The sequence below is a fragment of the Methylocystis sp. L43 genome (genome assembly GCF_015709525.1).
In the GTDB taxonomy this organism is placed as follows: Bacteria; Pseudomonadota; Alphaproteobacteria; order Rhizobiales; family Beijerinckiaceae; genus Methylocystis.
The window spans coordinates 306,208-318,913 of the sequence record NZ_JADNRA010000035.1 but is presented as its reverse complement, the minus strand read 5'-3'; the positions used below and the strand labels follow the sequence as shown (position 1 = coordinate 318,913).

Below are 12,706 nucleotides of genomic sequence, written 5' to 3'. Positions count from 1 at the left end.
CGCCTCGCGCATTTCCTTCGTCGTCAAATTTCGCTAGAGCCTTAGCGAGCATTTTTCCGGCGGGAGCCGGCGCGGCGCAAGCGGAGCAAATCGCGATGATCGGCGACAATAACCAGACCATTGGCGAAGGACGGGTGGTGACGGTGTTCGGCGGCTCCGGCTTTGTCGGCCGTTACGTCGTCCGGGCGCTGGCGCGCGACGGCTGGCGCGTGCGCGTCGCCTGCCGGCGACCCGACCTGGCCTTCTTTCTTCAGCCGCTCGGCCGCGTCGGCCAGGTGGTGGCGGTACAGGCGAATGTACGCCATTCTCAATCGATCGCGGCTGCCCTGCAGGGCGCCTCGGCCGTGGTCAATCTGGTGGGAATTCTCGCCGAAACGAGCGCGCAGAAATTCTCGACCGTGCAGGCCGGCGGGGCGCGTGTGATCGCCGAGGCGGCGAAAGCCGCCGGCATCGACAATGTCGTCCACATCTCCGCCATCGGCGCCGATCCGCAGTCGGCCTCAGCCTATGGGCGAAGCAAGGCCGAGGGCGAAGCCGCCGTGCTCGCGGCGGTTCCTTCCGCTGTCATCCTGCGCCCTTCCGTGATTTTCGGCCCGGAAGATGATTTCTTCAATCGCTTCGCCACCATGGCGCGCTACTTTCCTGTCGTGCCCATCGTCGGCGCCGAGACGAAATTCCAACCGGTCTATGTCGGCGACGTCGCCGACGCGGTGGCGATCGCGCTCGCCGGCCGCGCCCAGCCCGGCGTCGCTTATGAACTCGGCGGTCCGGAGATCAAAAGCTTCGCGGAGATCGTCGGCTATGTTCTGAAGGTGACGCAGCGCCAGCGCCGAATCCTGAAACTCTCCTTCGGAACCGGCAAGCTTATGGCCAGCGTGACGCAGATGCTGACCAAGCTGTCGCTAGGCCTTTTCCCGAAGCTCCTGCGCATGACGCGAGATCAGGTCGAATTGCTCAAGCACGACAATGTCGTCAGCGACGCGGCGAAGGCCGACTCGCGCACGCTTCAAGGTCTCGGGATCGCCGATCCGCAATCGATCGAGTCGATCGTGCCGACCTACCTCTACCGCTTTCGCAAGGTGGGGCAATATCAGACGCAGCGGCTGGGCGAATCCGCGTCGCGTTGACGACGTCGCGTTCTGAACTAGGGCCCGCGGGCGGACTGCGTCGTTTCCCCACGCGGGCGTGGCGGCAGCATCCGATGGATGCGAGTCATGAAGGCGACGGCAAAGAGCGGCGTCAGCACATTCAGCCCCGGCGTCGCGACGAAGACGGCGATGAACAGTCCGGCGAGGAAGAGCCATAGCGCATGGCGACGGCGCAACGCCTCCGATTCTTGCAGCGAACGAAAGCGCGTCGCGGCGAAGAGAAAATATTCGCGCCCGAAAAGATAGGCGTTGGCGAGGAGGAAGGCCGCCGCGTTTATTCCCGGCACGAAGAGCAGCAGCAACGCAAAGAAATTGACGATCGCCGAAATTCCAGCGAAGCGCAGGCCCATGAAAATCGCCTGGGTCGCCGGAATGGCGCGACCGTGCTGTCCGGGTGGATAAAGATCCGCTTCGACGTGATCGGCGAGATCGTCGAGGAATAATCCCGACACCAGCACGGAGACGGGGGCGATGAGAAACGCCATCAGGAAGAACAGTCCGGCGCCCGTCGCATAGGTCAGCGCCGTCCGCAGCCAAGGATGCTCGACCATCACGAAGGACATGGCGAGCTTATCGAGACCCACCCAGGCGAGCGCCAGCAACAGGAACGTCATGCCCAGACTCTTGACGAGGACCGCGCGGAACGGCGGCGTCACGATCTGGCGCAGCGCCGCCAAAGCGGCCTCGAACATTTCGGTCATGCGAGTCAATCACCTGCATCAATCATGGCGCGTCGCGCCGCGGAAGTCGCAGAGCGCCTAGAGCGCTGCGAAAAAGTGGAAGCCGGTTTTTCGCGCCGAGCGCTCTATGAATCTAGCGGCCGCCCTCCAGATGGCGTTTCGCAGCGCGCGACGCAAGAGCCGGCGCGGTTAGAGGCCTGACGCTATTTGCTGAGATGCGCGCTAAGATTTTCAAGGCCTTTCTCGAACGTGTCGCCGATCATCTTTTCGCGGCTCATGAAGATGTTCATCGCCCTGCTCGCGAGGCTGACGTTGCCGGACATGCTCCAAACGACATGAGTCTTATGCGCTGCGGAGTCGCCGCCCAACCCCAGCGTGCGCGCGAGCCAGCGACCTTTCGTCAGTTCGCCGTCGGGAGCGAGAAAAAAGGTCACGTCATTAGCCGCCGCAAAGGGCTTGCGCATATCGAGCCTCAGATCCACGCGCTCGCTCGGTCGACTGTCGACGATGGTCATGCGCCCCGCGCCGACATTCTTGTCGCCGGACCATTCGAAGGCGGCGCCGGGGCCCGCTGCGGGTCCCTCATATTGGATTTCAGCGTTTGGATCGAGTTTCGCCCAGGGTGACCAAGACTCCCAATTGCGCAGATTGTTGATCGCGGCAAAAACCTGGCGCGGCGGCGCATTGATGACCGCCTCGCGCCGCACCACGAAACTATCCGGTTGGAGGTAAACGGCCAGTGCGAGCAAAGCGGCGCCGTAGAACAAGACGATGAGCAACAAGCCAGTCATAAACCCCTCCAATGCATGCGCCAGGAGAACCCGCGACACAACTAGCGCGCCGGGCTCAGGCTTCAAATGAATCGGCAGCCTGGATCAGCGCGGCCGCGTGCGTTTCCATGAGGCGGAAATTGACCTTGCCGCGCGCCGCCGCGGCGATGAAGAAACCTGCGCGCCGCCACTGCTCAACGCCGTAACTCTCGCCGGAATCGCTGCTAACGGCGAGCGGCGACAAATTGACGACAAAGCTGTCGAGCCCGCCCGTTAACCCGCGCCCGTCGGCCTTCAATACAGCCTCCTTGAGAGTCCAGATCGCAAAGAAAACCTCGCTTTGCGACTCTGGATCGGATTGGGCGCGCACGACCGCCGCCTCTTCGGGCGCAAAAAAACGCTCCGCCACCTTCAGGGCGTCTCGCGGCCTGAGAAACGATTCGACGTCGACGCCGACGTCGCGTCCCGACGCGATCGCCACGGCGGCCATGCCCCGGGTATGCGACAGGCTCACGTCAAGGCAGGTGCGCGGCGACGCCAGGAAAGGCTTGCCGTGCGGCGTCGCGCCGAATCGCCACGCGGCGGGCGCAATCCTTTTTGCGCGCTCGGAAAGGCTTGCGCGCAACAGCGCATGTGCGGCGACATAGGCGCGGCGATCGGATTCGAAAGCGAAACGCGCCGCCCGCGCTGTTTCGGCTTCGTCGAGAAGCGCAGCGAGCTTCGGCCATTCGTCGTCGGCGATCTGCGCGACGTCGATGCAAAACACATCGACGACGGCGGTGGACGTCTCAGCGTCGGCCGGCGTCAGGAGACCCCGAGCTTCTTTTGCAGATTGGTCGAGGACGTCGTGTATTGGAACAGCAGCTTCTTGTCGGGATAGACGTAACGATGGGCCTTCTGCGCGGCGAGCGCGACCTCGTGAAAGCCCGAAAGGATGAGCTTCAATTTGCCGGGATAAGAGTTGATGTCGCCGACGGCGAAAATGCCGGGATGGCTCGTTTCGAATTTCTCGGTGTCGACGGGAATGAGGTTTTCATTGAGCTGAAGTCCCCAATCGGCGACGGGGCCAAGCTTCATGGTGAGGCCGAAGAACGGCATCAGGCGCTCGCAGGCGAGCTTCTCTACGACGCCGTCATTGCCCTTGAGGATCGCGCCCGCGAGTTCGCCATCCTCGCCTTCGACCGCAGTGATCTGGCCGAGCTTGAAGTCGATCTTGCCCGCCGCGACGAGCTCCTGCATCGCCGAGACGGAATGCGGCGCGGCGCGGAACTGATCGCGACGATGGACGAGCGTGATGCTTTTCGCCACCGGGTGCAGGTTGAGCGTCCAGTCGAGCGCCGAGTCGCCGCCGCCGACGATGACGACGTTCTTGTCGCGGAAGTCCTCCATACGGCGCACGGCGTAAAACACCGACGTCCCCTCATAGGACTCGATCTTCGGGATCGGCGGCTTCTTGGGCTGGAACGATCCACCGCCGGCGGCGATGAAGACGACCTTCGCGTGGAAAATTTTTCCCGCGTCGGTGCTGAGGCGAAATTCCGGCTTTTCGGCCGTTCCCAGCGACACGAGCGTCTCGACCATTTCGTTGAAGTGAAAGGTCGGATGAAACGGCTCGATCTGCTTCAGGAGATTGTCCGTCAGCTCCTGGCCGGTGCAGACCGGCAGGCCGGGAATGTCATAGATCGGCTTCTCGGGATAGAGTTCCGAGCACTGGCCGCCGGCGCGCGGAAGAATGTCGATGACATGCGCCTTGATGTCCAACAGGCCGAGTTCGAACACCGAAAAAAGACCTGCCGGGCCGGCGCCGACAATGACGACATCGGTTTCGATCGCGGCTTCTTTAAGCTGGTTCATCGTCAATTCCCGACTAATTCCTCAAACGCCGAAGATCGAAGACGCCGTTCGCGTCGCCGGCCGGCGCTGCGCGCGCCTGTTGCACGGCGGCCGGCTTCAAATGCCGCCCTGTTCGGTTCGTCTATCGCATTTGTCGAGAGATTCAAACCCGCTCGGCCGCAGTCTGGAAAAATTGCGCGTCAGCCTTGCTGGGCCGGGGTGGTTAAGACCAGCCCGTCGAGTTCCGGCCTTACGGTGATCTGGCAGCACAGCCGCGAATTCGGCTTCACGTCGAAGGCGAAGTCGAGCATATCCTCCTCCATCTGCGACGCCTTGCCGGTTTTTTCAGCCCATTTTTCATCGACATAGACGTGACAGGTGGCGCAGGCGCAGGCGCCGCCGCATTCCGCGGCGATCTCGGGGATATCATTGCGCCGGGCTGTCTCCATCACGGTCGAACCAACCTCGCCCTCGACGGATCGGGCTTGACCCTGAGAATCGACGAAGGTGATCTTGACCTTTGTCGGCGCGCCGCCCCCCGGCTCCGCGCCATAGCGGGTCGCAGCATCCTCAAAGCTCATCTTCGCCATGACGCCTGTCTCTTCCTCATGCATGCGCGACTTTCGCGGCGCTCCCGACTGTGCTTGAAGCAGGAAGCCGCGGGCCGCTTGTTCTTCCGCGCGTCGTGCGGTTGCGCCGCCAGCGCTGCCCAAATTGTCGCCGTTCAGTTAGCACCCGTCCGTTTGCGGCGCTAGCCCCTCCCGACGCGCGCGACCGTAGGCCATTCAGCGGCAAACGCCGAAAGAGACGCGCAGATGACAGACATCGCTTTAAGCTTCCGGAACGCGGATGGCGCGCTGCGGTCGGAGCTGACCGGCTGTCTCGATTTCATGAATGAAACGCCTTTTTTCAAGCGCTACAAGCAAGAGACCTGGGACGCGCTGCAAATATCCGGAAACAGCAAGATATTGGATGTGGCCTGCGGCGTCGGCTTCGACGTCATCGGACTCGCGCGGCGTTTCCCGCGCGCCGACGTCTTCGGGCTCGATTCGGCGCATGGCTTTCTTGGCCTGGCGCGAGAGCGGGCGCGGGGGCTTCCGAATGCGTTTTTCGTCGGCGGCGACTCCCGCAGCCTCCCCTTCGGCGATCGCCAGCTCGACGGCGTTCGGATCGATCGCTCCTTGCAGCACATCAGCGCCCCCATCGAGGCGCTGCGCGAAATGGTCCGGGTGACGCGCAAGGGCGGCAGAATCGTCGTCGCCGAGCCCGACTGGGGAACATATTTCGTCTACAACGGGAAACTCGAAACCGGGGCGAAGCTGGCGGGCCTATGGGAGAAGTCTTTCGCCAATCCCTACATCGGCCGAGAGATCGGCGTTCTGCTCCAAAAATGCGGCGTCGAAAACATCGGCTGCAGGGCGCATGCGCTCATTGTCAGAAGCCTCGACGCGGCGGAGATCATCTTCGACCTCACGCGCGTGACGGAGAATTGCGTGTCCGCGGGCGTCTTGACGCGAGACGAAGCGGAAGAGTGGTCGAGCGCGTCTAAAGCGGCGTCCCAAAGCGGCGCGTTTCTCGCGTGCCTGAACATCATGCTGTGGGAAGGTTCGATCCAGGACTGAACGGGTGCGCCCCGCCGGCCTTGCTATAACCGGGCGCGCGTCCATTGGCCGATGCGCAGCGCGATACGCGCGGCCGCGTCGCTGAGCGCCCGCGCCGCTGGCGAGCCGGTGTGTTCCGGGGCCGGCGCCTCTTCGACAAAAATCCGCGCCGCCTTCGCCCGGCCCCCGCCCGAGTCGACGAGCTGGACGGAAACTTCAATGACGGCGAGATTGCGGGCGAGGTCGATCTCGAAGCGCCGCACGTCCGTCTGCAGTTTTGTTTGCGCGCCAAAATTGGAAGAGGCTGAAAGACCGCACTGCTGCAGCGCTTCAATCAAGCGGCGCTGGAAAAGACGCGGCATCGACTCCGACCACTGCACGCCGGGAAGAACGGCGACGCTGTCATCGCCGGCGCGAACCACAATCCGATCCGAGGAGGTCGGCGCGATCGCTGCGGGTTCAGGCACGAAGACGGCCGGGCCGCTGCGCAACGCGACGCTCCGCAAAGCGCCCGTTTCGCTCGTCAGATCGAACGTCTCGCGAGGCGCTTGGGCGCAGGCGGCCGCGAGAAACGCAAGCGATGCGATCGCCGTGGCCTGCACGACTTTCCGTCGCGTCGCAGCGGACGCCTTCAGTTTCATGCCGACCCATCGCCCCATTTCGCCCGCGCGCCCCGTCGGGCGCGTCGTCCTTCTAAACGATCCGCGCATCCGCTTAAAGCCACGCCTTGGATTGATTTAGCGGCCCTGATATTCCGGCACGGACTGAGACGGCCCGAAGATGAATTGTGAGGGGTTTTTCTCAACGGAACGCAGCGTGCGATCTAATGTGTCGACGGCCTTGCGCCCATCCACCGCAAGCTGTTCATATTCCCGCAGCCCCCTCCCGGCGAAACGGTTGATGCGTTCCGAGGCCCCGGCGATATTGCCGGCGATCGCCTTGATCTGCTTGGGATCAATCGCCTTGATCGTCTTTTCGCCGGCCGCAAGCAGCTGATCGAGCCGCGCCGCCGCCGGTTTAAGCGATCGTGCGACGTCCGACGCGTCGCGGATGAAAGTCGTGATCGAAGCGGAGTTGTCAGCGAGCGTCTTGCTGACCGTTTCAGCGTTCTTGAGCGTCGCGGTGATGGCCGGACCATTATCGTCAATGAGCTTGTCGAGTTTCGTGAGGACGTCGGCGGCCTTCTTCGACAGGCTTTGAACGTTGACCAGCAGATTTTGGATTTCGGAGCGCTCCGCCTGAATTTGGGGATACTTCTGGCCCACTTGCGCCGTCAGAGGCGGCGCGCCGGGCGTGCCGCCGACGAGCAGGACGTCGGAAACGCCCGTAAAGCCCCGCGTCTCGAGACGCGCGCGCGTGTCGGTCTTGACCGGCGTTCTGCTGTCGATCCTGACGAGCACGTCGACCTTGCTCGGATCTTGTTCGGAAATGCCAAGATGCGTGACCTCGCCGACTTTCACGCCGTTGAACAGCACCGAGGAGCCGCGGGTCAGCCCTGAAACCGCTGTGAAGACAATCTGGAACGTTTCCTGCCGGCCAAGCTGGCTCGGTCCGGAAAACCAGTAGACGAAGAGGAAGGCGGCGAAGGCGACCGCCAGCGTGAAAGCGCCGATCAGGGCGTAGTTGGCGCGGGTTTCCATTGTTCGTCCTTCTGGTCAACGCGCGCCGCAGTCAGTCTGCCGCCGCGCACGCCGTGGAAATAGGCTTTCAGCCACGGGTGGTCGGACGCGAGCAAGGTTTCCAGCGGCCCTGCGGCGATGACCCGACCTTCAGCGAGCGCGGCCACCCTGTCGCAGATAGAATACAGGCTGTCGAGATCGTGCGTCACCATGAACACGGTCAGCCCGAGGGTCCGCTGCAGCGTGCCGATCAGCGCGTCAAATTCGGCGGCGCCGATCGGATCGAGTCCCGATGTCGGCTCGTCCAGGAACACAAGCTCGGGATCAAGCGCCAAGGCGCGCGCCAGGGCCGCGCGCTTCACCATGCCGCCAGACAATTCTGACGGAAATTTGTCCGCGGCGTCGGGACTGAGGCCGACCAGCTCGAGCTTCAGCAAAGCCAGCTCATCCATCAGTCGCTCCGACAGGTCGCGTGTTTCGCGCATCGGCATCTGAATATTCTGCTTCACTGTCAGGCCCGAAAACAGCGCGCCGTTCTGAAACAGCACGCCCCATCGCTGTTCCAACGCGCGCCGCTCCGCTGACGTCAGCGCGTCGCGATCCTGCCCAAAAACCCGAATGGAGCCACCCCGCGTCGGCGTCAGCCCGAGAATCGCGCGGGTGAGCACAGATTTTCCCTGCCCGGACCCGCCGACGAAGCCGAGCACCTCGCCGCGGTAGACGTCGAGATTGAGCCCGTTGACGATGGTTTTGTCGCCAAAGCCGACCACGAGATCGCGCACGCTGATAATGACGTCGCGGTTGGGGCGCGCCTGAGCGTCGCTGGCATGAGCCGAGGCGTTGGCCATCGCCGCGCTCAATAGTCGATCGCCGCAAAAAATACGGCGAACACCCCATCCATCACAATGACCATGAAAATTGATTTCACGACCGAGGAGGTGACCTGTCGGCCGAGCGATTCGGCGGAGCCCTGCGTCGCCAGCCCGTCCATCGACGCGATGAGGCCAATCACCAGCGCCATGAAGGGCGCCTTGATGATGCCGACAAGAAACGTATGCAGCGCGATCGCTTCTTTGAGCAATGACGCGAACGCCGCGGGGCTGATCCCCCCATACCACCAGGCCACGAGCAGGCCGCCAAAGAGCGCCGCCATATCGGCGAGGAAGGTCAAAATCGGCAGGGAAATCACCAGACCGAGCACGCGCGGCGCGATCAGCACCTCGAAAGGCGAAAGTCCCATCACCAGCAGCGCGTCGATCTCTTCGCGCATTTTCATCGAGCCGAGTTCGGCGGTGATCGCCGAGCCTGAACGGCCAGCGATCATAATCGAGGTGAGCAGCACGCCGAGTTCGCGCAAGACAAGAATGCCGATCAGGCTGACCGTGTAGCTGGACGCGCCGAACTTGAGCAATTGAAAGATGCCCTGTTGCGCGACGATGCCGCCGACCAGAATGTTGATCAGCACGATGATGGGGACGCTGCGAAAGCCCACCAGCTCGATTTGCGCGACGAGCGACGTGAGCCTGAACCGCCGCGGATTGGCGGCCACATACATCATCGAGGAGACGAATTCGCCGAGAAAGCCGACGCCGCGGTAAAATTCGCGAAGCGCGTCCACGACGGATTCGCCAAAATCCGCAAGCAGAACGAAGATGACATTGAACCGCGGCCGCGCAGGCGCAACGAAGGCGCGATAACGCGTTTCATCTAGCAGGGTCGAATATTCAGGCCGCACATGTTCGAGCGTGACGGCGACGTCGCCGCGCGCGAGATCATGCCGCGCGCGATTGATCAGCCAGGCGCCGGCCGTATCGAGTTGCGAGACTTGCGAAAGATCAATGGCGATCGTGCGGTCGAGACGCGCTTCCTCGACAATTCGACGCCCCTCCTCCTCGAGACGCTGAGAGGCCAACAGCGTCCAGTCGCCCGAAAGCGCAAGGCGCACGCCCTCCGTCGCGGACTGGCGCGCGACTTTGGGCGGACGCTGCATCGCCGCGACGGTCATCGGGCTTCGCTCCGCGCTGGAGTCAGTGATCGGCTCATTGATCGCGTCATCCTATCCGACGATTGTGGCGCGCCGCTGACGCCGGCCGGCGCGCCGCCTCTTGCAAAGCAGCATCTTGCGAAACCGCCTCTTGCAAAAACGTCATAACTTCGTGAATTGACGTCAGCAAGCGCGTCGGCGCACATCGCTGCGCCATCGCGCCCGAGCGACGCGGGCGCCGGAGAGAGATTTGAAGCGAAAACTGTCTGTAGCCATACAGAGTTACCCGATCGCCGGCAGCTTTGTGATTTCGCGGGGCGCCAAGACCGAAGCCATAGTCGTGACCGCGACCTTGGTTCAAGGCGGCGGCGTCGGTCGGGGCGAATGCGTGCCCTACGCCCGCTATGGCGAAAGCGCCGAAAGCGTCGTCGCGACAATTGAAAGCGCGCGCGACGCTCTCGAAGCCGGCGCCGATCGCGCCGCTCTGCAGCGCCTGCTGCCGGCGGGGGCGGCGCGCAACGCGCTCGATTGCGCCCTCTGGGACATCGAGGCCAAGCTTTCGGGCGTTCCGGCCCATGTCGCGGCAGGTTTCGAGGCGCTCTCGCCGCTTGTGACGGCCTTCACGATCTCGGTCGGCGCGCCCGACCAGATGCGCGCCGCGGCGGAAAGGGCGGCCGACCGGCCGCTCTTGAAGATCAAGCTCGCCGGCGAGGGCGACGAAGCGCGCCTCGCCGCGGTGCGCGCGGGCGCCCCAGACTCAACCCTGATCGTCGACGCCAACGAATCATGGGCGGAGGAAACCCTTCCCCGCCAGCTCGCCGCTTGCGCCGATTACGGCGTCTCGCTCGTCGAGCAGCCTCTGCCGGCGGGCAGGGACGACATTCTCGCGACCATGTCCCGACCCGTGCCGATCTGCGCCGACGAAAGCGTGCATGACCGCGCCTCGCTCGCGCCGCTCAAGGGCCGCTACGACACGATCAACGTCAAGCTCGACAAGACTGGCGGCCTGACCGAAGCGCTGGCGCTGGCGCGCGCGGCGCAGGAAATGGGCTTTTCCATCATGGCGGGCTGCATGGTGGGAACGTCGCTCGCCATGGCGCCGGCCGTCCTCGTGGGGCAGATCGCCTCCTTCGTCGACCTCGACGGACCTCTGCTTCTGGCCCGCGATCGTGTCCCCGGGCTGTGCTACGAGGGATCGACCCTCATGCCCCCGGCGCCGGAGCTCTGGGGATAGCCCGCGAGGTCGCCATTGAACTTATTGACCGGTAGCTCTGTCGTAAACTAAGTATTAACGGATGGGGATGGGGTTCCCCCGATAACCGCCGAAAGGCTGATGACTCCTGCGAACTCGCCGCCGCGTTCTTAAAGATCGTCGGCGCAGGGTAGGAGTGTCTGTTGCATAGTGAGCCCGCGCCCCGTCGTGCGCCTTCCCGCCTGCGCCCTGGCCGCGAGAGCATCGCCGCTTGGGGCGTCGGCGCGATTTGGCTCGCAACCCGGCGGCGATGGCTGTGCTGCGGAGCCCCAGTCGCGCTTTTTCTCGCCGGCTGCGCGCCCACGACGACGGTAGAGCGCGCCCAATTTCTCGGCGCGCCCGCCATGGAGCGCACGCTGGCCGGGTCCGGCCTGAAAGCCGCCGCTGGCGAAACCGCTTGGCCCCGCGAGGAATGGTGGCGCGCTTTCTGCAGCGCAGAGCTTGACGGCGTCATCGACAAGGCGTTGCGCGACAATCAAAGCCTCAAGAAAGCGGAAGACACTCTACGCGGCGCGGACGCCATCGTGCAGGTCGCCGGCGCGAGGCTCCTGCCGGAAGTCCAGGCGACCTTCGGCATGCGGCAATCCCGCAATCCGCTGCATGGCGTCGTAGCCTCCTACAATCCGGCGCAGGGCGGATTGCAGAAGACCATGGCCTTCATTAATCCGCTTGCGCTGACCTGGGAGCTGGATTTCTGGCAGAAAAACCGGGCTCTGCTCGACTCGGCGATCGGCGAGTCCGCGGCGCAAGAGGCCGAACTGGAGCAGGCGCGCCTGCTGCTGACCGCCTCGGTCGCGCGCGCCTATCTGCGCGGCTACGCCGCGGCGCGCCAGCTCGAGGTCGCCAGAGCTTTGACGCGTCTGCGCCGCGATTTGGTTGCGCTTGCTGAAACCCGCTATCGCACCGGACTCGACTCCTTGGACGGGGTGCAGATCGCCCGCGCCGAATTCGAAAACGCCGTCCGGCGCGAAGCGGCCGCGCAGGCGCTGGTGACGCTGCAGAAGGATGCGCTCGCTCGGCTCATGGGCGAAGGACCCGACGCCGCGCGCGACCTTTACGCCGGCCGGAGCGCGCCAGCGCCGGCGGCGCCGCCGCTGCCACGAAGCCTGCCGCTTGAACTGCTCGCGCACCGCCCCGATCTCGCCGCCGCGCTGCGCCGCGCCGAGGCGGCGGCGGCCCGGGTTCACGTCGCCAAAACGATGTTTCTTCCCTCGATTGATCTTGCGATCACCGGCGGCTTCGAAGGCTCGGTGACCTCGACGAAGATCAGCAAACTCGCGGGCTATCTCTTTACGCCCTCGGCGATCGGCTACGCCGTCTCGCCCGGACTGCGCCTGCCCCTTTTTCAGGGCGGCCGCCTCAGCGGAAACCTGGAGTTTCAGCGCGCCGATTATGATCAGGCGGTCGACTCGTATAATGAGACGCTGCTGCAAGCGGCGCAGCAGGTCGCCGACGCCATCGCCAATCTCAAGCGCGCGCGCGCCGAATATGAGGCGCAGAGCCGCTACCTGCGCGCTGCGCGCGCCCAGTATGACCTTGCGCAATCGCGCCTGCGCGACGGAATCAAAGATCGCCGCGAAATCGTCGCCGAGCGCGTTGATCTTCTCGAGTCCGGCTTCGCGCAGCGCGCGCTTGAAGGCGACAGGCTGATCGCCGCCGTCGACTTGTATCAGGCGCTGGGCGGCGGCTATGCCGATGGTCCGCCGCCGGCCGCGCCGAAGCCGGCGCCCGAAACCGACCCTTTGACGCCGGCCGTCGAGACGATCCAGTCGCTTGGCGGCGGCTGAACGCGCCACGCCTTAACAGAAGAACGCGAACC

At 64.1% G+C, this 12,706-nt stretch carries 13 protein-coding genes and 1 riboswitch; of the genes, 4 read left to right on the top strand and 9 right to left on the bottom strand.

Going from position 1 to position 12,706, the window contains the following annotated elements:
- Positions 1-95 precede the first annotated feature (95 nt).
- The gene (locus IYX23_RS17800) at positions 96-1,127 is read left to right on the top strand and encodes a complex I NDUFA9 subunit family protein (RefSeq protein WP_196394288.1); all 1,032 of its coding nucleotides are present in this window, start codon (positions 96-98) and stop codon (positions 1,125-1,127) included.
- Positions 1,128-1,144: 17 nt separating this feature from the next.
- On the opposite strand, the gene IYX23_RS17795 is transcribed toward IYX23_RS17800, so the two are convergent.
- From IYX23_RS17795 to IYX23_RS17775, 5 genes are all read right to left on the bottom strand, one after another.
- Positions 1,145-1,849 carry a sulfate transporter family protein gene (locus IYX23_RS17795; RefSeq protein WP_196394287.1) on the bottom strand — a complete coding sequence of 235 codons (705 nt, stop codon included), beginning with the start codon at positions 1,847-1,849 and terminating at the stop codon, positions 1,145-1,147.
- Between the two features lie 182 nt (positions 1,850-2,031).
- On the bottom strand, positions 2,032-2,619 hold the full coding sequence (locus IYX23_RS17790; RefSeq protein WP_196394286.1) for an SRPBCC family protein: 588 nt from the start codon (positions 2,617-2,619) through the stop codon (positions 2,032-2,034).
- A 55-nt stretch (positions 2,620-2,674) separates the two neighbouring features.
- Positions 2,675-3,364 carry a 4'-phosphopantetheinyl transferase superfamily protein gene (locus tag IYX23_RS17785; protein ID WP_196394285.1) on the bottom strand — a complete coding sequence of 230 codons (690 nt, stop codon included), beginning with the start codon at positions 3,362-3,364 and terminating at the stop codon, positions 2,675-2,677.
- 38 nt (positions 3,365-3,402) lie between these two features.
- Positions 3,403-4,452 (bottom strand): NAD(P)/FAD-dependent oxidoreductase, encoded by a 1,050-nt coding sequence (locus tag IYX23_RS17780; protein ID WP_196394284.1) that lies wholly within the window; start codon positions 4,450-4,452, stop codon positions 3,403-3,405.
- Between the two features lie 179 nt (positions 4,453-4,631).
- On the bottom strand, positions 4,632-5,021 hold the full coding sequence (locus tag IYX23_RS17775) for a 2Fe-2S iron-sulfur cluster-binding protein (protein WP_210330768.1): 390 nt from the start codon (positions 5,019-5,021) through the stop codon (positions 4,632-4,634).
- A gap of 225 nt (positions 5,022-5,246) precedes the next feature.
- On the opposite strand from IYX23_RS17775, the gene IYX23_RS17770 reads away from it, so the two are divergent.
- A complete protein-coding gene (locus tag IYX23_RS17770; protein ID WP_196394283.1) occupies positions 5,247-6,053 on the top strand; it encodes a methyltransferase domain-containing protein in 807 nt (268 codons plus the stop codon).
- Between the two features lie 23 nt (positions 6,054-6,076).
- On the opposite strand, the gene IYX23_RS17765 is transcribed toward IYX23_RS17770, so the two are convergent.
- The 4 genes from IYX23_RS17765 to IYX23_RS17750 all read right to left on the bottom strand — a co-directional run bounded on the left by IYX23_RS17765 (position 6,077) and on the right by IYX23_RS17750 (position 9,656).
- On the bottom strand, positions 6,077-6,673 hold the full coding sequence (locus tag IYX23_RS17765; protein ID WP_196394282.1) for an ABC-type transport auxiliary lipoprotein family protein: 597 nt from the start codon (positions 6,671-6,673) through the stop codon (positions 6,077-6,079).
- A gap of 96 nt (positions 6,674-6,769) precedes the next feature.
- Complete coding sequence (locus IYX23_RS17760; protein ID WP_196394281.1) at positions 6,770-7,672, bottom strand: MlaD family protein; 903 nt, start codon at positions 7,670-7,672, stop codon at positions 6,770-6,772.
- Positions 7,645-8,499: an ATP-binding cassette domain-containing protein gene (locus IYX23_RS17755; protein ID WP_196394280.1), complete on the bottom strand. Its 855-nt coding sequence runs from the start codon at positions 8,497-8,499 to the stop codon at positions 7,645-7,647. The genes IYX23_RS17760 and IYX23_RS17755 overlap by 28 nt, the downstream gene beginning before the upstream one ends.
- A gap of 8 nt (positions 8,500-8,507) precedes the next feature.
- Positions 8,508-9,656, bottom strand: a complete 1,149-nt coding sequence (locus IYX23_RS17750; RefSeq protein ID WP_246716923.1) for an MlaE family lipid ABC transporter permease subunit — start codon at positions 9,654-9,656, stop codon at positions 8,508-8,510.
- 229 nt (positions 9,657-9,885) lie between these two features.
- Here IYX23_RS17750 and dgcA point away from each other — a divergent pair, with 229 nt between their 5' ends.
- Both dgcA and IYX23_RS17740 read left to right on the top strand, forming a co-directional pair.
- The gene (gene dgcA / locus IYX23_RS17745) at positions 9,886-10,869 is read left to right on the top strand and encodes an N-acetyl-D-Glu racemase DgcA (protein WP_196394279.1); all 984 of its coding nucleotides are present in this window, start codon (positions 9,886-9,888) and stop codon (positions 10,867-10,869) included.
- Between the two features lie 54 nt (positions 10,870-10,923).
- Positions 10,924-10,985: riboswitch (Fluoride riboswitch) on the top strand.
- Between the two features lie 45 nt (positions 10,986-11,030).
- Positions 11,031-12,674, top strand: a complete 1,644-nt coding sequence (locus IYX23_RS17740; protein ID WP_246716922.1) for an efflux transporter outer membrane subunit — start codon at positions 11,031-11,033, stop codon at positions 12,672-12,674.
- The last annotated feature ends 32 nt before the right edge of the window (positions 12,675-12,706 follow it).